This is a genomic window from bacterium, assembly GCA_019637795.1.
In the GTDB taxonomy this organism is placed as follows: domain Bacteria; phylum Desulfobacterota; class Binatia; order HRBIN30; family CADEER01; genus JAHBUY01.
On record JAHBUY010000002.1, the window covers coordinates 710,114 to 728,806 of the forward strand.

20 protein-coding genes are annotated in these 18,693 nt (G+C 72.4%); 4 read left to right on the forward strand and 16 right to left on the reverse strand.

Translation table 11 applies throughout. The annotated features are described in order from the left end of the window. Nucleotides 1-35 precede the first annotated feature (35 nt). From lpxA to clcA, 3 genes are all read right to left on the reverse strand, one after another. On the reverse strand, nucleotides 36-833 hold the full coding sequence (lpxA, locus tag KF840_08340) for an acyl-ACP--UDP-N-acetylglucosamine O-acyltransferase (GenBank protein ID MBX3024906.1): 798 nt from the start codon (nucleotides 831-833) through the stop codon (nucleotides 36-38). Continuing rightward, nucleotides 833-1,027, reverse strand: coding sequence for a DNA gyrase inhibitor YacG (locus tag KF840_08345; protein MBX3024907.1), 195 nt, complete (start codon nucleotides 1,025-1,027; stop codon nucleotides 833-835). The genes lpxA and KF840_08345 overlap by 1 nt, the downstream gene beginning before the upstream one ends. A gap of 245 nt (nucleotides 1,028-1,272) precedes the next feature. Further along, a complete protein-coding gene (gene clcA / locus KF840_08350) occupies nucleotides 1,273-2,871 on the reverse strand; it encodes a H(+)/Cl(-) exchange transporter ClcA (GenBank protein MBX3024908.1) in 1,599 nt (532 codons plus the stop codon). Nucleotides 2,872-3,082: 211 nt separating this feature from the next. On the opposite strand from clcA, the gene KF840_08355 reads away from it, so the two are divergent. After that, nucleotides 3,083-3,604: an archaeosortase/exosortase family protein gene (locus tag KF840_08355; protein ID MBX3024909.1), complete on the forward strand. Its 522-nt coding sequence runs from the start codon at nucleotides 3,083-3,085 to the stop codon at nucleotides 3,602-3,604. Next, nucleotides 3,576-4,166 carry a hypothetical protein gene (locus KF840_08360; GenBank protein MBX3024910.1) on the forward strand — a complete coding sequence of 197 codons (591 nt, stop codon included), beginning with the start codon at nucleotides 3,576-3,578 and terminating at the stop codon, nucleotides 4,164-4,166. Before KF840_08355 ends, KF840_08360 begins: the two co-directional genes overlap by 29 nt. Here the strand turns inward: KF840_08360 and KF840_08365 are convergent. Both KF840_08365 and KF840_08370 read right to left on the reverse strand, forming a co-directional pair. Beyond that, nucleotides 4,123-5,088, reverse strand: coding sequence for an alpha/beta hydrolase (locus KF840_08365; GenBank protein MBX3024911.1), 966 nt, complete (start codon nucleotides 5,086-5,088; stop codon nucleotides 4,123-4,125). The genes KF840_08360 and KF840_08365 overlap by 44 nt on opposite strands. 83 nt (nucleotides 5,089-5,171) lie before the next feature. After that, a complete protein-coding gene (locus KF840_08370) occupies nucleotides 5,172-6,074 on the reverse strand; it encodes an LLM class flavin-dependent oxidoreductase (protein MBX3024912.1) in 903 nt (300 codons plus the stop codon). Nucleotides 6,075-6,180: 106 nt separating this feature from the next. On the opposite strand from KF840_08370, the gene KF840_08375 reads away from it, so the two are divergent. Then, nucleotides 6,181-7,245, forward strand: a complete 1,065-nt coding sequence (locus KF840_08375) for a PA0069 family radical SAM protein (protein ID MBX3024913.1) — start codon at nucleotides 6,181-6,183, stop codon at nucleotides 7,243-7,245. A 92-nt stretch (nucleotides 7,246-7,337) separates the two neighbouring features. Here KF840_08375 and KF840_08380 read toward each other — a convergent pair whose 3' ends face one another. Both KF840_08380 and KF840_08385 read right to left on the reverse strand, forming a co-directional pair. After that, complete coding sequence (locus KF840_08380) at nucleotides 7,338-8,321, reverse strand: MBL fold metallo-hydrolase (protein MBX3024914.1); 984 nt, start codon at nucleotides 8,319-8,321, stop codon at nucleotides 7,338-7,340. A gap of 4 nt (nucleotides 8,322-8,325) precedes the next feature. Then, nucleotides 8,326-8,538 (reverse strand): dodecin domain-containing protein, encoded by a 213-nt coding sequence (locus KF840_08385; protein ID MBX3024915.1) that lies wholly within the window; start codon nucleotides 8,536-8,538, stop codon nucleotides 8,326-8,328. 110 nt (nucleotides 8,539-8,648) lie between these two features. Between KF840_08385 and KF840_08390 the strand changes: the two genes are divergently transcribed. After that, entirely contained in the window at nucleotides 8,649-10,325 is a 1,677-nt protein-coding gene (locus KF840_08390) for an FAD-dependent oxidoreductase (GenBank protein ID MBX3024916.1), read from the forward strand. Here the strand turns inward: KF840_08390 and KF840_08395 are convergent. The 9 genes from KF840_08395 to rmuC all read right to left on the reverse strand — a co-directional run bounded on the left by KF840_08395 (nucleotide 10,312) and on the right by rmuC (nucleotide 18,615). Further along, entirely contained in the window at nucleotides 10,312-10,695 is a 384-nt protein-coding gene (locus tag KF840_08395; GenBank protein MBX3024917.1) for a gamma-glutamylcyclotransferase, read from the reverse strand. The genes KF840_08390 and KF840_08395 overlap by 14 nt on opposite strands. Beyond that, nucleotides 10,695-11,372: an MBL fold metallo-hydrolase gene (locus KF840_08400; GenBank protein MBX3024918.1), complete on the reverse strand. Its 678-nt coding sequence runs from the start codon at nucleotides 11,370-11,372 to the stop codon at nucleotides 10,695-10,697. Before KF840_08400 ends, KF840_08395 begins: the two co-directional genes overlap by 1 nt. Next, nucleotides 11,369-12,049 carry a cob(I)yrinic acid a,c-diamide adenosyltransferase gene (locus KF840_08405; protein ID MBX3024919.1) on the reverse strand — a complete coding sequence of 227 codons (681 nt, stop codon included), beginning with the start codon at nucleotides 12,047-12,049 and terminating at the stop codon, nucleotides 11,369-11,371. The genes KF840_08400 and KF840_08405 overlap by 4 nt, the downstream gene beginning before the upstream one ends. A 36-nt stretch (nucleotides 12,050-12,085) precedes the next feature. After that, complete coding sequence (locus KF840_08410) at nucleotides 12,086-12,526, reverse strand: cupin domain-containing protein (protein MBX3024920.1); 441 nt, start codon at nucleotides 12,524-12,526, stop codon at nucleotides 12,086-12,088. A gap of 60 nt (nucleotides 12,527-12,586) precedes the next feature. Continuing rightward, the gene (locus tag KF840_08415) at nucleotides 12,587-13,216 is read right to left on the reverse strand and encodes a TetR/AcrR family transcriptional regulator (GenBank protein ID MBX3024921.1); all 630 of its coding nucleotides are present in this window, start codon (nucleotides 13,214-13,216) and stop codon (nucleotides 12,587-12,589) included. Then, complete coding sequence (locus tag KF840_08420; GenBank protein MBX3024922.1) at nucleotides 13,213-13,989, reverse strand: alpha/beta hydrolase; 777 nt, start codon at nucleotides 13,987-13,989, stop codon at nucleotides 13,213-13,215. Before KF840_08420 ends, KF840_08415 begins: the two co-directional genes overlap by 4 nt. Nucleotides 13,990-14,176: 187 nt before the next feature. Then, a complete protein-coding gene (locus tag KF840_08425; GenBank protein ID MBX3024923.1) occupies nucleotides 14,177-16,486 on the reverse strand; it encodes a DNA polymerase II in 2,310 nt (769 codons plus the stop codon). A 65-nt stretch (nucleotides 16,487-16,551) separates the two neighbouring features. Further along, nucleotides 16,552-17,016: a hypothetical protein gene (locus KF840_08430; protein ID MBX3024924.1), complete on the reverse strand. Its 465-nt coding sequence runs from the start codon at nucleotides 17,014-17,016 to the stop codon at nucleotides 16,552-16,554. Nucleotides 17,017-17,181: 165 nt separating this feature from the next. Beyond that, on the reverse strand, nucleotides 17,182-18,615 hold the full coding sequence (gene rmuC, locus KF840_08435) for a DNA recombination protein RmuC (GenBank protein MBX3024925.1): 1,434 nt from the start codon (nucleotides 18,613-18,615) through the stop codon (nucleotides 17,182-17,184). Nucleotides 18,616-18,693 lie beyond the last annotated feature (78 nt).

The following is an 18,693-nucleotide window of genomic DNA, read 5'->3' on the forward strand; positions in this document are numbered from 1 at the left end:
CGCCCCGGCCGCCGTGATCCGCGGCGGGGGCTCGCCTATTCCGCGGCTTCGTCCCGCCCCTGGCGGGGTCCGCGGCAGACGCCGCGGCTGGAGGCGCGGATGAAGGCGATCAGCTCGGCGACGTCGGCGCCCTGCGGCGCGGCCTCGAGCTCGGCCAGCGCCGCGCGCAGGTTGCGGCGGGTGCGGAAGAGGATCGCGAAGGCGCGCTGGACGGCGCGGATGCGGTCGGCGGAGAACCCGGCGCGGCGCAGGCCGATGCGGTTCACCGCCCGTACCGTGTGCGTCCAGTCCATGATCGCGAACGGCGGCACGTCGCGGCTGGTGCGCGAGCCGCCGCGCAGCAGCGCCAGCCGGCCGATGCGCACGTGCTGGTGGACGACGCAGTTGCCGGAGATGTTGGCGCGATCGCCGACGACGACGTGACCGGCGAGCATGGCGCCGCTCGCCACCAGCACGCCGTTGCCGAGACGGCAGTCGTGGGCGACGTGGGCGCGGGTGAAGAGGTAGTTGTCGTCGCCCAGCTCGGTGGGGTGGTCCAGCGTCGTCGCGCGGTGGATCTCGGCATGTTCGCGAATCGTGTTGCGGTCGCCGACGCGCACCCCGGTGGGCCCGCCGCGATAGCTCAGGTCCTGCGGCAGGTGGCCGACCACGGCGCCGTAGTGGATGACGTTGTCGCGCCCGATGCGGGTGACGCCGCTCAGCACGGCGTGCGCCAGCACCCGCGTGCCGGGGCCGACGACGACCGGCCCGTCGACGATCACGAAGGGGCCGATGTCGGCGCTCGGATCGATCTCGGCGCGACCATCGACGATCGCGGTCGGGTGGATCGGCATCAGCGCGTGGTGGTGCCGGTGTCGTCGTCTTCGCTGATCGCCTCGCCCGGTACGCGGTAGCGCTCGGCCGCCCAGGCGCCGAGATCCGCCATCCGGCACCGCTCGCTGCAGAACGGCCGGTGCGGGTTGCCGGCCCAGCGCGTCGGCCGACGGCAGGCGGGACACGGTCGTGCGGGAGGGGACGCGTCGGCCACGGCGCGCCGACGATAGGAGCGCGCTGCCGGCGATGCAACCGCTCCGTCCGGCGCCACTCTGTCCTCGATGTGGCAGAAATACGTTCACCACGGAGGCACGGAGACACGGAGGAACCTGGACGAGAGAGGGTTCGGGAGCGAGATCCGCAACGCCATCAGCAATGGCCATGGGGATCGCGCGGCCATTCCCATGCTCCGCCCTCCGTGTCTCCGTGCCTCCGTGGTGAAGCTTCCGACTCGGGACACTAGATGCCGGCGCCGTGGCGAAGCAGCGAGACCGCGGCGCCGGCGTCGGGGGCGACGATCACGCTGACGCGGTCGCCGGCCTCGACGACGGTGTCGGCGGTCGGCACCAGCGTCGCGCCGGCGCGTTCGATCGACACCACCAGGCAGCCGGCGGGCAGCGCCAGGTCGCGCACCCGCCGCCCGTCGAACGGCGCTCCGCCCGCCACCGCCAGCTCCAGCAGCAGCGGCTGCGCCAATCGCTCGTGCTGGCGCGCGGCGCGCAGCTCGCGCGCGAGCAATGCCTGGTAGATCGGCGGCTCGCGCACGTATTCGGCGACGCCGTAGGCGACGGCGGAGGCGAGCGCGAGCGGCAGCACCAGCGCATATTGACCGGTCATCTCCACCATCAGCACGATGCCGGTCAGCGGGGCGCGCACGACGGCCGCGAAGTAGGCCGCCATGCCGACCACGGCGACGGCGCGGAGGTCGTTGCTCGACAGCGCGAGCAGCGTGTCCGTACCGGCGGCGATCGCCAGGCCGAGCGCGGCGCCGAGGATCAGCATCGGGGCGAAGATGCCACCCGGCGCTCCGCTGCCGTATCCAGCGAGCGTGAGGAGGAAGCGGCTGGCGAAGAGCGCCGCCAGCGCCAGGAGCCCCATCTCGCCCGTCAGCATGCGCTCCAGCACCGGCGCGCCGGTGCCGACCACGTCGGGCGCGAACCACAGCGCGAGCCCGGTGAGCAGGCCGGCGAGCGCCGCCGGCGCCACGGCGAAGCGCGCCCGCAGGCGGTCGGCGAGATCGAGGCTGGCGAGCAGGCCGCGGTTGAAGAGGACGCCGAATCCGGCGGCCACCAGGCCGATGATGCCCGCCAGCGGCAGCAGGTCGAGCTCCGGGATGGCGTCGATCGCGACGTGGAACACCGGCGTCTGCCCGAGCAGCAGGCGGGCGATGATGTCGGCGGTCACGGAGGCGGCGAGGGTGGCCGCGAAGACGTTGGCGCCGAAGTCGCGCTGCACTTCCTCGAGCACGAACACCAACCCGGCGAGCGGCGCGTTGAACGCCGCCGACAGCCCGGCGCCGGCGCCGGCCGCCACCAGGGTGCGGCGTTCGCGCGGCGTGCAGCGCAGCCAGCCGCCGACGATCTGGCCGACGGCGCCGCCCATCTGCACCGTCGGCCCCTCGCGGCCGAGCGCCAGGCCGCTGCCGATGGCGAGCAGGCCACCGGCGAACTTGACCGCCAGCACCCGCGGCCCGACGAGCTGGCGCAGGTGGTCGAGCACCGCCTTGAGGTGCGGGATGCCGCTGCCGGCCGCTTCCGGGGCCCAGCGGCTCACCAGCGCCACCGACAGCACGGCGCCGCCGACGGCCAGCGCCAGCGGGATAAAGATGCCGCGCCACCCCATCGCATGGGCGTCGGCCACGACCGTGCCACGCCACCATTCGGCCCAGTGGAGCGCCCAGCGAAAGGCGACCGCGATCAGACCCGCGGTCACCCCGACCACGAGCGCGCGCGGCAACTGGCGGCGGCGCATCTCGTGGCTGCGCGACAGGTCGCCGATCCGCCGCTCGACGACGGTCGCGCTCGGTTCGGAGGTGTGGGGTTGGCTGGTCTCGGACACGGGGCCGGGAGCGAGCGCGCCGATCGGGCGAGTCAGGCGCCGCCACCTCTTACCCCGCGGCGCGGCGGCAACAAACCCGACCGCGCGGGGCCAGCGCGTCGTCGCCACCGGCGGCCTGAGGCTTCCTCGCCGTCCGTCGTCGATGGCGCCCGCCCCGGGGACCCGCTACAGTGCCGCCGTTCGCATGGCCCACCGCGCCCCGACCGCTTCCGTGCACGCCGCGGGTCAGCGTCCGCCGACCTTCTCCGGCTTCGTCCTGCGCCTGCTCGCCTACCTCTTCCTCGCCAGCCTGGCGTTCTCGATCGGCGAGCTGCACCTGCACATGCGGCCGATCCAGACGGCGATGGCCGCCGCGGTGACGGTGATGGCGAACCTGTTCGGCGCCAGCGCCAGCGTCTCCGGCACGATCATCTCGACGCCGCACAACGCCCTCGAGATCAACCACGAGTGCACCGGCGTCTTCGTGCTGCTGGTCTACGCCATGTTCGTCCTCGCCTATCCCGCGAGCTGGGCGCAGCGCCTGCGCGGCATGGCGATCGGCTTCGTCACCCTGACGGCCATCAATCTGGTGCGGCTGGCGGCGCTGACGGTGATCGCGAGCGAGCTCCCGGACTGGTTCGCGTACTTCCACGAATACTTCTTCCAGGGGCTGTTCATCGCGCTGCTGGCGGTGCTGGCGTCGCTGTGGACCGAACAGGTGCGCCGTGCGGCCGTCCGCCAGCTTCCTGGCTAAGGTGCTCGCCCTGGTGGGCGTGCTGTTCGCGCTGTGGTCGTTCGCCGGCGTCGGCGACCTCTACGGCCGCGCCGTGGTGGCCCTCGCCCAGCCGCTGATGCGCCTGGCGAGCGGCTTCGACGTGGCGCGCGTCGAGGCGACGCCGCGCGGCCTCGACGTCGTCATCCGCCGCGGCGACATCGAGGAGGTGATGCCATTCCAGCCGCGCGAGCTGTTCTCCGGCGTCATCACCTTCCTCGCCCTGGTCGGCGCGTCGAGCATGGTCGGCCGGGCGCGCCGGTTGCGCGCCGCCGGCATCGGGCTGGGCGCGCTGTTCGTGTTCCACATGGGGCTGATCGTGCTCGGTCCCTACATGACCGGGCATCCGCAGGCCGCGCTCGGCGTCGTCTGGATGCGCCGCATCAACAGCGTGATCAACGTCTTCTACGGTTTCTACGGGCTGGTCGGCTTCGCCGCTCTGCCCTTCCTGCTGTGGTGGGTGCTGGTGCAGCGCGAGGCGCCGGCCGAGGCCGAGCCGCCTAGTCGCGAAGCCCGTCCAGGAACGCGATCAACTCGCGGTTGACCTCGTCCGGCCGCTCCTGCTGGGTCCAGTGGCCGCAGTCGCGGACGAGATGGATCTTGCGCAGGTGCGGTACCCAGTCGCGCATGCCCGCCGCGAGCTCGGGGCGCAGCACCGGATCGAGCTCGGCGGTGATCATCAGCGCCGGCGCCATCACCTTGGCGCCCTGCAGATAGGCGGTCAGCTCCCAGTTGCGGTCGAAGTTGCGATACCAGTTGAGGCCGCCGCGGAAGCCCGTTCTGCGGAAGGTGTCGACGTAGACCGCGAAGTCGTCGGCGGTGAGGAAGTCGCCGTGCGGCGCCGCCGGCAGCCGGTCGAGCAATCCGCCGGTGTTCGGACCCAACGCCCGCGGCCCCGCCGCCAACAGCGCCTCGAGGCGCGCGCGGTCCGGCGACTGGAAGAAGCCGGCGAGGGTGCGCGCCGGATCGGCGTCGAGCTCCGCTTCGGCGATGCCGGGCTGTTGGAAGTAGAGGATGTAGTGGAAGGAGCCCTGCGCCATCGCGCCCATGAGCGCCGTCGGCGCCATCGGCGGCCGTGGGAAGAAGGGCGTGTTGATGCCGACGACCCCGGCGACGCGATGCGGCGCCAGTTGCGCCATCCCCCAGGCGACGGATCCGCCCCAGTCGTGTCCGACCACCACCACCCGCTCGATCGCCAGCGCGTCGAGCATCCCCGTCAGGTCGCCGACGAGATGGTGGATCGTGTACGCCTCGACCGGCTCGGGCGCGCTGGTGCCACCGTAGCCGCGCTGATCGGGGGCGATGGCGCGGTACCCCGCAGCGGCCAGGGCCCGCATCTGGTGGCGCCACGAATACCAGAGCTCGGGGAAGCCATGGCAGAAGAGCACCGGGGTGCCGGCGCCCGCCTCGGCGACGTGCATCGAGATGCCGTTGGTGTCGATCTGCTGGTGCGTGAAGTCGGACATCCGGTCTTCAAAGCAGACGACGGCGGTGCCGTGCCAGCGCCGACGGCGCGGCGGACTCCCCCGGCGCCGGCACGGCCTGCGGGTCAGTCGAACGCCGCGAGCATCTCCTGCAGCGCGTCCATCTGGCCGCCGCGGGTGGAGGAGGGAACGAGGATCGGAGTGGTGACGCCGGCGGCGCGCCAGGCCTCGACGCCCTCGCGGATGCGCGCCACGGAACCGAAGAGGGTGACGTCGTCGAGCCAGCGTTCGCTCATCAGCGACGGGATGTCGTCCGTCCGCCGCTCGGCGATGGCTCGCTGGATGGCGTGCATCTCGTCCCCGTAGCCGGCTTCGATCCAGTACCGCTGGTAGTTCGGGAGCTGCACGTAGCCGCGCAGCACGCGCCGCATCACGGCGGCGCCGGCGGCGCGGTCGTCGGTGACGCAGGTCGGGATCATGTTGCCGATGAAGAAGGACGCCCGCCGCGCGGTCGCCGGCAGCGCCTGCAGCGAGGCGGGCATGTGCGAGCGCGCCGCGTTCGCCCACACCGCGCCGTCGGCCAGCTCGCCGGCCAGCCCCACCATGGGACGGCGGAGCGCGGCGAGGACGATCGGCGGCAGGTCGCCGGTGCGGGCGGCGCCGGCCCGCAGATCGGCCACGAAGCGGCGCATGTCGGCGAGCGGCTTGCCGGTCTGCACGCCGAGCCAGGCGTTGGTCGGGGCGTGGCTGACACCGACTCCGAAGCGGAAGCGGCCGCCGCTGATCTCGTGGATGAAGGCCGCGGTCTGGGCGAAGTCGTAGGCGTGGCGGGTGTAGATGTTGGCGATGCTGGTGCCGAGCTCGATGTGGCGCGTGACCAGCGCCAGCGCCTCGCAGAGCGCCAGCCCGTCGCCGAAGCTGGGGCAGTAGAGGCCGGCGAAGCCGCGGCGCTCGATCTCCTGCGCCAGGTCGATGGTCGCCCGCCGGCGGCCGGGCACGGCGGCGAAACTGAGAGCGGGTTTCGTCATGCCGCGCCCGCTAGCACGCGAACGCGCCGGCCGGCGAGCGGCTGCCCGTCCGCGCGCCGGAGGCCATTGCCAGGCCGCGACCGCCATGGGAGAAGAGGAGGCGAAAATGACCACCGCGGATCTCGATGGGCGCGGCACGCGACTCAATCCGGCGAACCGCTACGAGCGCCTCCACCTGGAGGCGAGCGACGCGGACGGCGAAGCGGCGCCGCCAGCCGCCGACGCGCCCACGGAGCTGTACCGCGACGCGAGCCGCACCATCCTCGCCGAGAACGACAGCCCCGACGTCGGCTTTCGCTTCAGCGTCAATCCGTATCGCGGCTGCGAGCACGGCTGCGTGTACTGCTACGCCCGGCCCTCGCACGAGTATCTGGGGTTCAGCGCCGGGCTCGATTTCGAGCGCCGGCTGCTGGTGAAGATGGATGCGCCGGCGCTGTTGCGCGCCGCGCTCGCGGCGCCGCGCTGGCAGCCGCAGGTGGTGGCGCTGTCCGGCAACACCGACTGCTACCAGCCGGTGGAGCGGCAGTTGCGGCTGACCCGCGCCTGCCTCGAGGTCTTCGCCGAGCACCACAATCCGGTCAGCGTGATCACCAAGTCGGCGCTGGTGGCGCGCGACGTCGACGTGCTGGCGGCGATGGCGGCCGATGGTCTCGCCCACGTCAGCGTCACCGTGACCACGCTCGACGCCGAGCTGGCGCGGCGTCTGGAACCGCGCGCGGCGACGCCGGAGCGGCGCCTGCAGGCGATCCGCACCCTCGCCGCCGCCGGCGTGCCGGTGAACGCCATGGTGGCGCCGGTGATTCCCGGGCTGACCGACCACGAGATCCCGGCCATTCTCGATCGGGTCGCGGAGGCCGGGGCGCGCAGCGCGGCCTGGGTGCTGCTGCGCCTGGCGACGCCGCTCGACCAGCTCTTCACCGACTGGCTCGAGCGGCACTATCCGGACCGGGTGGTGCGCGTGCTCGGTCGGCTGCGCTCCTGCCGCGGCGGCGCGCTCAACGATCCGCGCTTCGGTCGCCGGATGCGTGGCGAGGGGCAGTACGCGGCGCAGATCCGCGACCTCTTCACGCTGGCGGCGCGCCGGCGCGGCCTCGACCGCGCCCTGCCGCCGCTACGCGCCGACGGCTTCCGCCTTCCCCCGCGCGCCGGCGACCAGCTCCGGCTGTTCTGAGCGCGCCGCCGCGACCACCGCGGACGGCCTTCCCGACGGCCCGCCGGTCGACCGCGGTTACCGCGATCCGGCGCAGTCGGGGGGCGCGGCCGTCACGCGGCTCGCCAGAACACCTGGTCGTCGCGTTCCTCGGTGGCGACGGCGCCGGCGTGCCGCAGGTACTCGAGGTGCGCCAGGGTCTCGAAGGTCGCCGGGAACTGATAGGTGAGCGGGCTGTCGCTGTCGAAGGCGAAGGCGCGGCGGGCGACGTCGTAGGCGTGGTGCGGCGCGCGGCGCACGATGTCGAGGATGTCCTGCAACCGCACCCGATGGTGCTGGATGATCTGAGTGGCGCGGTGGCGGTGGTCGGAGAACGGCCCGCCGTGCGCCGGCAGGACGAGGCCGACGTCGAAGCGCTGGACCTTCTCCTGCGAGGCGATGAAATCGCCGAGCGGGTTGCCGGTCGAGCCGGGCGCGAAGCCGACGTGCGGCGTGATCTTCGGCAGCAGGTGGTCGCCGACGATCATCGCCCGCTCCGCCGGGAAGAAGAGCACGCAGTGGCCGGGGGCGTGGCCGGGCGTCCACACCACCTCGACGCGGCGGCGGCCGATGGTGAGGACGTCGCCGTCGGCGAGGGGCGCGTCGGGCGCGGTCGTGATGTAGAGGCTGCCCCAGATGTCGCTCGGCCGCGGCACGTTCGCGAAGCGCTGCAGCGGCAGCCCGTGGGCGAGGAAGAAGCGCACCGCCTCGACCGGTCGATCGCTGGGCAGGAAGCCCTGGGCGCGCTCGTACTCCGCCGGGTGCAGGTAGAGCGTCGCGCCGGTGAGATCCCTGTACGCCTTCGAGGTGCCGAAGTGGTCGGGGTGATGATGGGTGCAGATGATCTTGCGGATGCGCTGCGGCGTCAGTCCGAGCTGCGCCAGCGCTTCGTGGAAGGTGGCGATGCTGTCGGGGCTGCTCATGCCGGTGTCGACCAGCGCCCACTCGTCGCCGCCGTCGACCAGGTAGACGTTGACGATCGTCGGCTTCATCGGCAGCGGCAGGTGCAGCAGGTGGATCCCCGGCAGCACCTCGCGGAGCTTCGCCTCGCCCCCCACGCGACTACTCGTGCAGCCGGTCCTGGATGAGGAAGGTCACCTGCAGCTTCACGTGCCAGGTGGCGACGCTGCCGTTCTCGACCGTGCCGCTCACCTGCAGCACCTCGACGCGGCGGATGCCCTCGATCGTCACCGCGGCGCGCGACACCGCCAGGTTGACCGCATCCTCGATGCTGTTCGCCGAGCTGCCGGTGAGGGTGATGGACTTCTCGACCATGCGTCGCCCCTTCGCGTGCGCGGACGCTACGCGAGGGCCGGCGGAGCGTCAATCGAGCGGTGGCGCCGGCGCCGACACACGCTAGAGTCGCCACCGGAGGGTCCGAGACGATGGGCAAGCGGGTTCTGATGGTCGGCGGCGTTGCCGGTGGCGCGTCGTGCGCGGCGCGACTGCGGCGGTTGGACGAGGCGGCGGAGATCGCGCTGTTCGACCGCGGACCGCACGTGTCGTTCGCCAACTGCGGCCTGCCGTACTTCGTCGGCAACGTCATCGCCGACGAGCGCAGCCTGCTGGTCGCGTCGCGCGAGCTCTTCCGCCAGCGCTTCAACATCGATGTCTTCACCCGCCACGAGGTGACCGCCATCGACCGCGCGCGGCGCGTGATCACCGTCGTCGACCTCGACGCCGCCGGCGGGCCGCGGCAGCGCGAGGAGCGCTACGACGCGCTGTTGCTCGCGCCCGGCGCGGCGCCGATCCGGCCGCCGCTGCCCGGCATCGACCTGCCCGGCATCTTCGCGGTGCGCACCATTCCCGACACCCGCCGCATCCGGAGCTGGATCGAGGAGCGGCGGCCGCGGCGCGCGCTCGTGGTCGGCGGCGGGTTCATCGGCCTCGAGATGGCGGAAAACCTCGCGCACCGTGGCCTCGCGGTGACGATCCTCGAGAAGCTCCCGCAGGTGATGCCGCCGCTCGACGCGGAGATGGCGGCGCCGGTGCAGCAGCATCTGACGGCCAGCGGCGTGGCGCTGCACCTCGGCGACGGCCTCGCGGGGTTCGCGACCGACGGCGAGGGACTGGTGGCGCTCACCGAGCGCGGGGCGCGGCTCGCCGCCGATCTGGTGATCCTCTCGATCGGCGTGCGTGCCGAGACCGGGCTCGCGGTCGCGGCCGGGCTGCCGCTCGGCGAGCGCGGCGGCATCGCCGTGGACAGCCAGATGCGCACGGCGGATCCGCACATCTGGGCGGTCGGCGACGCGGTCGAGGTGCGCGACGTCATCAGCGGCCAGGAGGTGATCGTTCCGCTCGCCGGCCCGGCCAACCGCCAGGGCCGGATCGCCGCCGAGTCGATCGCCGGTCGCCCGCGCAGCTTTCGCGGCGTGCAGGCGACCGCGGTGGTCGGCGTCTTCGGGCTCACCGTCGCCACCACCGGCGCGAGCGAAAAGGGATTGCAGCGCAGCGGCGTCGCCGACGCCGCCTGCGTGTACCTCCATCCCGGCCACCACGCCGGCTACTATCCGGGCGCGAAACCGATCCACCTGAAGCTGCTCTTCCGCGTTCCCGATGGCCGCATTCTCGGCGCGCAGGCGGTCGGGCTCGAAGGGGTCGAGAAGCGCATCGACGTGATCGCGACCATGATCCAGCTCGGCGGTACGGTCCGCGATCTGGCGGAGGCCGAGCTCTGCTACGCGCCGCAGTTCGGCGGCGCCAAGGATCCGGTGAATCTCGCCGGCATGATCGCGGTCAACCACCTCGACGGCCTGATGCCGCTCGCCGACTGGCGGGCGCTCGCTGCCGTCGCGCAGCTCGTCGACGTGCGCGACCCGGACGAGTTCGCCGCCGGTCACATCCCCGGGGCGCGCAACCTGCCGCTGTCGCAGTTGCGCGAGCGGGTCGGCGAGCTGAGCGCCGGGGAGCCGATCGCCTGCTACTGCGGTGTCGGCCAGCGCGCGTACTACGCGACTCGCTTTCTGCTGCAGCGCGGCTATCGCGCCGCCAACCTGTCGGGCGGCTACACCACCTACCGTCAGCTCGTCGCCGGCGGGGTGATCGCGGCTACGACGGCGTGAGCAGGCGCCGGCCGGGCGTCCAGGCGCGGATGCGGCGGCGGCCGATCACCGGGCAGTTATAGCGGTACACCCACGTCTCCACGACGCCACCGCCGTCGCGGCGCGCGGCCGCCCGCTCGCGAACGTAGAGTCCCTGCGCCACGCCCTCGTACTCGTCGAGGCGGGCGAGCGCGGTCGGGTCGCCGAGCTCGATGATCGTGCCCGGCACCGGATCGCTGCCGGGCAGCAGGCCGGGATAGCCGCCGAGGTCGTAGAGCGCGCCGGCGACGGTGCCCGTGCCGAGCGCGCGCGATGGCGTCCCGTTCAACACCAGGGCGCGCTGCCGCGCATCGCGCAGCGTGCCGTAGGCGAAGAGCAGGGGGCGGGGCATCAGTAGCCCATCATCCCCATGAAGTCCTCGAGGCGCTCGAAGCGGAGGTAGAGATTGCGCCGTTTCTCCTCGCCCATGGTGGAGCGCGGCCGGTCGGCGTAGTCGTGGCCGGGATAGAGCACGGTGTCGTCGGGCAGCGCCTTCAGCTTGTTGACCAGGCTGTCGTACATCTGCGCCGGATCGCTGCCCGGCAGGTCGACGCGGCCGCAGCCACCGATGAACAGCGTGTCGCCGGAGACCAGGCTGTCGCCGACCAGGAAGCACTGCGAGCCGGGCGTGTGCCCCGGTGTGTGCAGGAAGCGGATGCGCTGCTCGCCGAGGTCGAGCACGTCGCCGCTCTCGCACAGCGCCAGATCGGTCTTCGACAGATCGCACACCCGCGGCACGTAGTCGGCCTCGTCCTTGTGGACGTACACCTTGATCTTCGCGCCGCGCGCCAGCAGCTCGACCGGGCCGGCGATGTGATGGCCCATCAGCCGGCCGCCGATGTGGTCCGGATGGAAGTGGGTGATCAGCGCCGCCTCGAGCGTCATGTCGTCGGCGGCCAGCGTGTTGAGCACCGCGTCGATGTCCCAGGCCGGATCGACGGCGACCGCGCGCCGCGTCGTCGTGTCGCCGATCAGGTAGACGAAATTCTGCATCGGGCCGAGCGGCAGTTGCTTGAGGTAGAGACTCACCGACGATCCTTTCCGCGTCTACCGGGGCGCGCCGGGTTGTTGGTGGGGCTCGCCGAAGGTCGCTTGCGCGCGGCCGCCGGGCGGTCGCGATTGCGCAGGCCGCGTTGCCACAGGTACTCGGCCTCGCCGTTCTGCTTGCCGATCCAGCGCGAGAGCACGAACAGGAGATCGCTCAGGCGGTTCACGTAGGGAATGACCTGGGCGCCGATCGGCTCCTCGCGCGCCAGGCGGATGATCTGGCGCTCGGCGCGCCGGCAGACGGTGCGCGCGTGGTGCAGCACCGCGCTCACCGGGCCGCCGCCGGGCAGGACGAACGAGCGCAGCGGCTCGAGATCGCGCTGGCACGCGTCCATGATCCGCTCGAGGGCGCGGACGTCGTCGGCGCCGACCGTGAACATGCCCTCGTACTCGGCCTCCGGCGGCGTCGCCAGCTCGCTGCCGAGATCGAACAGCTCGTTCTGCAGCCGGGTGAGAATGTCATCGAGGCGGCGGCGGGCCGGCGTCGCGTCGCCCTGCGCGTTGAAGCTGCGGGCGAGGCCGAGGATGGCGTTGAGCTCGTCGAGCTCCCCGTAGCACTCGACGCGGCGCGAGTCCTTGGCGACGCGTTCGCCGCCGACCAGCGCCGTAGTGCCCGCGTCGCCGGTGCGCGTGTAGACGCGCGTGATGTTGATCGCCATGACGACGCCGGACCCTAGCACGGCGGCCCGGCCGGGTCAGGGCACCGGCGCCTGGTCCGGACCGCTGAAGGGCGGCGCGTACACGACGACGGACACCGCCGGTTCGGCGCCTTCGTTGACGAACCAGTGCGGCGTGCCGCGCGGGATGAACGCCGCGTCCCCGGGGCGCATCGCCCGCGCCACGCCGGCGAGCCAGAGGGTGCCGTGGCCGCGGGCCAACAGCACGGTGAGGTCGTAGCGGGTGTGGATGTGCGGCGCTTCGCGGTCGCGGATCTGGACCACCGAGACGCTCGCTTCCTCTCCCTGCAGCAGCGGCTGAACGCGCAGGGTCTGGTCGGGCTGGATCGGCGCCGCGGCGAGGGCCTGGGTGACCAGGTCGGTGCCGGCCGGGCCGGGAACGAGGAAGGAGGGCGCCGGGGATCGTGCGGCGCACGCCGCCAACAACGGGGCGACGAGGAGGAGACGGCTGCGGCGCATCGCGGCGAGGTCTAGCAGTTCGTCGAAGAACTGGGCAGCTACTGCGGGCCGGCGGGCGAGTCACGCGCGCCAGGCGCCCGCCATCTGTTCCGCGATCAGCGCCTCGAACCGCTCGGCATCGAGCCCGAGCGCCGCCGTCTCGCCGTTGGCGATCGCGTCGCAGGCGCGCTCGAAGGTGTAGAGGCGCAGCGCATCCGCCTCGCGCCCCGCCGACGCCGCGGCGGCGGGGCGGCGGAGCTCCGCCAGCCACTCGAGCTGGCGGCGCCGCTGGGTGAGATAGAAGGCGCGCACCACGTCGTCGACGCCGACCAGCGCCAGCAGGCTGGCGCGCAGACCGCGCCAGCGGCGATGGTGGGCGATCACCCACGTCGTCAGATGGCGCGCCGCCTCGGCGGCCGGCAGCCCGGCGCGCACGGTGCCCGCGACGTGGCGCCACTCGGCGCCGACCCAGCGCTCGTAGGCGGCGAGCAGGATCGCCCGCTTGTCCTCGAAGTGCTTGTAGAAGGTCGCCGGCGAATAGCCGGCGGCGCGGGCGATGGCGTTGGAGTCGGTGCCGAAGTAGCCATCGCGGTTCAGCACCTCCGCCGCGGCGGCGATCAGCCGCTCGCGCGTTCCCTCGGGCGTGCCGCGCCGCGGTCGCCCCTCGGCCGCGCGCGCCAGACGCAGCCGCGCCGTGGTCTCGGCGCTCATTGCAATCGCGCCAGGAAGCGGGCGAAGGTGGCGTCGAAGTCCTGCGGGCACTCGAGGAACGGGGCGTGCCCGCCGCGGAAGATCGCGAGCTCGCCGTTGCGCAGGGCAGCGATGCCCGGCCGATTGAAGGCGAGCGGGTTCAGGCGGTCGCCGGTGGACCAGGCGATCAGCGCCGGACACGCGATGCGCGGCAACAGCGGCGTCAGGTCGTCGTCCGGCTGACCGAAGCTCCGCCAGGCGGCGGCGAGCAGTGCCGCCACCTCCGGCCAGGTGGCGACGATGCGGGCGCGCTGCTCGGCCGCCGGCGCCTCGCTCAGGACCCCGCGATACATGGCGGCGAACGCCCGCCGCGTCCACCGACCGCCGCGCGCCCCGCGGGAGAAGAAGCGCGCCATGGCGCCGGTGAAGAGACGCTTCCGCAGGCCGTGCGCGACCAGCCCACCGGGGTTGCAGGCGATCACGCCGCGCACCCGGCCGGGGCGGTTCGCCGCCACCCGCAGAGCGGCCGCGCCGCCGATCGAGTTGCCGAGCAGCACCACCCGGTCGAGCGCCAGCGCGTCGAGCGCCGCTTCCAGCATCGCCGCATAGCGCTGGCCGCTCGGCGCCACCCGATCGGCGTCCGAACGCCCCTGCCCCGGCCAGTCCAGGGCGATGACCCGGAAGCGATCGCGATGCCGGGCGCGGAAGCCGGCAAAGTCCCCGGCCCCATGCCCGACGGCGTGCAGACAGACCACCACCGGCCCCCTGCCCTCGTCGTCATACGCCAGTCGCACGCCGTCGACATTCACGAAGCGGCAGCGAGGTCCCGCTCCGACCGCGGCCCGCGTGGTCTCCGGCACTGAATCACTTCCCCGCAAGGCGACGGCAATGTCCATGTCGCTTATCAATACCAGTATCACTATCCTGTCAAGGAGATAATCAATACCCGGTGCGGGCTTCCGAATGTACGTCGGGCCGGGCTCAGAACAGGGACAGTTGGCGTTGGGCGCCGGTGAGGGTGTCGAAGTCGGTGCCGAGGAAGCGGAGGATGGCGTCGCCGACCGGTTTGAGTTGGTGGTCGACGTAGTGAGCGTAGTCGGGGGCGGCGGTTTCCTCGCCGGCCGGCTCGGGTCCCTTGTGGGTCATCGTGTAGGTGACGATGCGGCCGGCGCCCTCGCCGAGGAGGCGGGCGGCGCGGACGTGTGGCGGGGTGGTCTTGGTGTAGGCGTCGAGGTCCTTTCGCACCGCCTTGCGGTAGGCGAGGGCGTCGTCGTGGCGGCCGGCGCGCAGGTCGGCGACGAACTGGCGGACGAACGCGTCGACCGGCTGATCGGCGAAGACCCGTTCCAGGAGGCCGAGTTGGAAGCGCTTGCTGACCTCGCTCCAATCGCGGCGCACCGATTCGAGGCCGACGAACTCGATGTGGGTGCGGCCGTCCGGGTCGCGCAGCAGGCCGGCGTAGCGCTTCTTGCTGCCGGTCCTGCCGCTGCGCACCTCGGGCAGGAAGAAGCGCAGGTAGAGCTTCTCGAACTCGAGGTCGAGGTGGCTCTCGCAGCCGAAGCGGTCGCGGACGATCTGCGCCACGGCGTCGCCGATGGCGAGGCGCAGCGTGTCGGCGTGGGCGAGGGCGGTGGCGGGCTCGATGTCGCCGGCGTGGACGAAGAGCGAATCGGTGTCGCCGTAGATGACGCGGTGGCCGGCGGCGGCGGCGATCTCGGCGGCGGCGCGGATGAGCAACTGGCCGAAGTGGGTGATGGCGTTCGAGACCGCGGGCGAGAAGAGGCGCGAGGCGCCGGCGCCGAGCACGCCGTACAGCGAATTCATGAGGATCTTGATGGCGTGCGACTTGACGCCGCGGCCCGCGCGCTTCGCTTCCTCGCGGGCGGCGCCGAGTTGCTCGACCAGCTCGGGGAGGATGCCGCGCTCGTCGCGGCGGAAGCGGGCGCCGTTGGGAGCGACGATGGCATCGCTGTGGTCGCCTGCCGGCAGCAGCGCCAGCGGATCGAGATTGAAGGTGCGGATGATGCTCGGGTACAGGCTCTTGAAGTCGAAGACGAGGACGTTGCGGTAGAGGCCGGGGACGGAGTCCATCACGTAGCCGCCGGTCAGGCGCGCGTCGCCGACGTCGGCGCCGACCGACGGGGCGACGCGGCCGCGCTGGCGCAGGGCGCCGAGATAGAGGGCGTCGACCGAGGCGATGGCGGCGCTGACGCGATCGAGCGGCATGCCGGTGAGCAGGCTGCGCTCGACGGCGAGCTCGATGAGCCCGGTCTGCGCCAGGATGTCGCTCACCAGGCGCGCGTCCTCGAGGTTGTAGGCGACGAAGCGCTCGGGATCGTCGTGGTAGGCGCGCAGGATCGCCTCGGCGCGGTGGTTGCCGCCGCCGATCAGCTTGCCGCGGCCGAGGAGCGTCCGGGCGGCCGTCTCGAGGCGGTAGTCCGGGAGGCGGATGAAGGCGCCGTGCAGCAGCGACAGGCCGTCGAGCACCAGGCGGCCGTGGGTGATGGCGCGGGCGCCGCGCGTGTAGCCGAGCTCGCGCCGCAGCTCGAACGGCTCGTCGCTGCGGCCGATCGGGAAGGGCAGATTGTAGTGGCGGGCGCGGCGGGCGAGCACCGCGAGGTCGAACTCGGCGACGTTCCAGCCGGTGATGACGTCGGGATCGAGCTCGTCGAGGTAGGCGAGGAAGCGCTGCAGCAGCGCGCGCTCCGAGTGCACCGGCTCGGCGTGCGGGAAGGCGTGCTGGTGGACGATCAGCACCCGGCTGAGCTGCGGGGCATGGAGCGCGATCGACAGCACCTGGTTGGCCTGCGGATCGGTCTCGATGTCGATCGACAGCACCTTGAGGGCCGGCGTCCAGTGACAGGGGCCGAGTGTCGGATTGCGGAACACCAGCCCGAGGCGCTCCCGTGGCTCGCTGGCGCCCTCGATGCGGAGGGCGCCGCGGATGCCGCGGTCGATGAGATAGCGGCTGGCGAAGCGCACGTCGGCTTCGAAGCACTCGACGCCGGCGGCTTCGAGTCGGGTGCGCAGCGCCGGCACGTCGCCGGGCACCGCCAGGGTGATCCGCGCCACCGGTTCGCCGGCGAAGGTGCGGAGCGGGGTGTCCTCGAGCCCGAGCCCGGGCATGACGGCGTCGACGCGTGCCCGGTCGGCGGCGCGGACGAAGAAGTAGGGGCGGACGCGGTCGTCGATGACGAGGAACGGGCGGCCGTTCTCCAGCACGCCGTACAGCCGCACCTCGGGGACGCCGGCGCGGATCCGATAGGTCGGCGTCAGGATGAAGCCGCGCATTGGGCCAGCCGACTACCGCGCGAGGACGGCGTCGGCGCGGTGCCGCGATCGCCTCTCGAGCGCCGTCACCGACTCGCGCTGACCGGGCCGCCGGGGAAGAGCTGGTCGACCATCGAGCCGACCTTCGACTCGGTCGAATCGTAGATGCGGGTGGTCAGCGCCGTACCGGCCTTCGGGGCGTCGTAGAGCGCGTCGCCCACCTCGACCCCGTCGCGATACACGGTGATCCTGGCAAGCGACATGTACGGCGTGAAGTCCCAGGACCAGCGCGCGTAGTACGTGGACGTGAGGGGGCAGGCGGTCGGCGGCGAGCCGGGCGGCAACCTCTTCACCGCCAGCCCTTTGCGCTCGAGTGCCGACGTGAAGGCCGGCAGGAAGCTCTGGTCGACTGTTGGATCCTCGATGACGCACACGGTCCGCGGGTCCGTCGCCTGCAGCGTCACGGGCCGGGCGGTCTGGGTGATCGTGCACCCGCCCAACAGCAGGGACAGCCCCACGGTGGCGAATCGCTTTCGCGTCCAGTCGTGCACTGCCAAGCCCTCCTTCGACCCCGAGCGGCGGCGGCCTGTCTCCCGGCAACGGGCGATCGCGGGGCTCGTCCCGGCCGGCAGTGCCAGACATGGCAACGTGGCGCCCCGGTTGTCCAGCGCCGAGGTGACGTGGCGAACCGGCATCACCGCTTCGATGCGAAGCGCCTACGGCTCGTCCGCCGGTGCGATCTCCTCCTCCTCCGGCACCCCGCCCAGGGTGAGCTGGCGCGGAACGCGGTCGATCATCTCGACCGGGCCCACCTCCTGATCGCTGCCGGCGCCGAGGTCCTTGAAGCGGCGCGCCGACACCAGGAGGCGCGATTCCAGCGAGCCGGCGGCGCGGTTGTAGGCCTGGATCGCGGCGTCGAGCCCCTTGCGCACGCCGTCGAAGTGGTCGGCGAGGATGACGACGCGCTCGTACATCTCCTTGCCGAGGGCGCTGATCCGCTGCGCGTTCTCGGCCAGCACCTCCTGGCGCCAGCCGTAGGCGACGGCGCGCAGCAGGGCGATGAGGGTCGTCGGGCTGGCGGGGATGACCTTCTGCTCGACTCCGTACTCGATCAGCGCCGGATCGACCTGCAGCGCGGCGCTGAAGAAGGTCTCGCCGGGCAGGAACATGACGACGAACTCGGGCGTCGCCTCGAACTGGCTCTGGTAGGACTTGGTGCCGAGCTTGAGCATGTGGGCGCGCACCTGGCGCGCGTGATCGCGCAGGTGCGCTTCGCGCTTGGCGTCGTCGCCCGCCTCGAGCGCTTCGAGATAGGCGCCGAGCGGCACCTTGGCATCGATCACCACCTGCTTGCCGCCGGGGAGACGGACGACGACGTCGGGGCGGAAGCGGCCGTCGTCGGTGGTGGCGACGCGTTGCTCCTCGAAGTCGCAGTAGGCGACCATGCCGGCCATCTCGACCACCCGGCGGAGCTGGATCTCGCCCCAGCGGCCGCGCACCGCCGGGGCTCGCAGGGCCTTCACCAGGTTGGCGGTCTCCGCCTGCAGCCGGAGCTGCGTGTCGGCGAGCGATTTCACCTGCTCGCTGAGCGAGGCGTAGTGGCCGATGCGCTGCTTTTCGACCTCCTCGATGCGGTGGCCGACGAGCTGCAAGTGCTCGCGGATCGGCTGTACCAGGTCGGCGATCGCCTTCTGTCGCGTCTCGAGCTCCCCGCTGGCGCCCTTCTGGAACTCGCCCAGAGAGGCGCGGGCGAGCTCGAGGAACGACTGGTTGTTGCGGCGCAGCGCCTCGGCCGATAGCGACGCGAAGGCCTCCCGCAGTTGCTGTTCGGCGTCGCGCAGCAGGCCGATCTTCTCGTCCGCCGCCGCTCGCTCGCTCTCCGCCCGGGCGGCGAGGCGGGCCTGTTGGGCGCGCGACTCGGCCAACTGGTCCCGCAGTGCCCCGGCCTCCTGGCGCGCCTGGTCGCGTTCGCCCTCGAGACCGGTCACCCGCTGCGACCGCTCCTCGAGCCGGCTCTCGTAGGCGCTCGCCCGCGCCCGTGCGATCAGCCAACCCAGCAGCAGGCCCAACGCCAGGCCCACGGCGACGGCGGCAGTCAGGAGCGCCATCGGATCGAGCTGACGGAGCGCATCGAATGCGGTCGACGGCATCGGGGCGCAGATTGCCACCTTTCACCGCGGAGGGACACAGAGGCCGCTGTGCCCTGCTTCGCCTCCGCGGTGCGATTG

Bases quoted from the DNA above. Each gene is read 5' to 3' on its own strand.
- lpxA (MBX3024906.1), bottom strand. From the start codon at position 833: ATGCCGATCCACCCGACCGCGATCGTCGATGGTCGCGCCGAGATCGAT.
- KF840_08365 (MBX3024911.1), bottom strand. From the start codon at position 5,088: ATGTCCGACTTCACGCACCAGCAGATCGACACCAACGGCATCTCGATG.
- KF840_08370 (MBX3024912.1), bottom strand. From the start codon at position 6,074: ATGACGAAACCCGCTCTCAGTTTCGCCGCCGTGCCCGGCCGCCGGCGG.
- KF840_08375 (MBX3024913.1), top strand. From the start codon at position 6,181: ATGACCACCGCGGATCTCGATGGGCGCGGCACGCGACTCAATCCGGCG.
- KF840_08385 (MBX3024915.1), bottom strand. From the start codon at position 8,538: ATGGTCGAGAAGTCCATCACCCTCACCGGCAGCTCGGCGAACAGCATC.
- KF840_08390 (MBX3024916.1), top strand. From the start codon at position 8,649: ATGGGCAAGCGGGTTCTGATGGTCGGCGGCGTTGCCGGTGGCGCGTCG.
- KF840_08395 (MBX3024917.1), bottom strand. From the start codon at position 10,695: ATGCCCCGCCCCCTGCTCTTCGCCTACGGCACGCTGCGCGATGCGCGG.
- KF840_08405 (MBX3024919.1), bottom strand. From the start codon at position 12,049: ATGGCGATCAACATCACGCGCGTCTACACGCGCACCGGCGACGCGGGC.
- KF840_08410 (MBX3024920.1), bottom strand. From the start codon at position 12,526: ATGCGCCGCAGCCGTCTCCTCCTCGTCGCCCCGTTGTTGGCGGCGTGC.
- KF840_08415 (MBX3024921.1), bottom strand. From the start codon at position 13,216: ATGAGCGCCGAGACCACGGCGCGGCTGCGTCTGGCGCGCGCGGCCGAG.
- KF840_08425 (MBX3024923.1), bottom strand. From the start codon at position 16,486: ATGCGCGGCTTCATCCTGACGCCGACCTATCGGATCCGCGCCGGCGTC.
- rmuC (MBX3024925.1), bottom strand. From the start codon at position 18,615: ATGCCGTCGACCGCATTCGATGCGCTCCGTCAGCTCGATCCGATGGCG.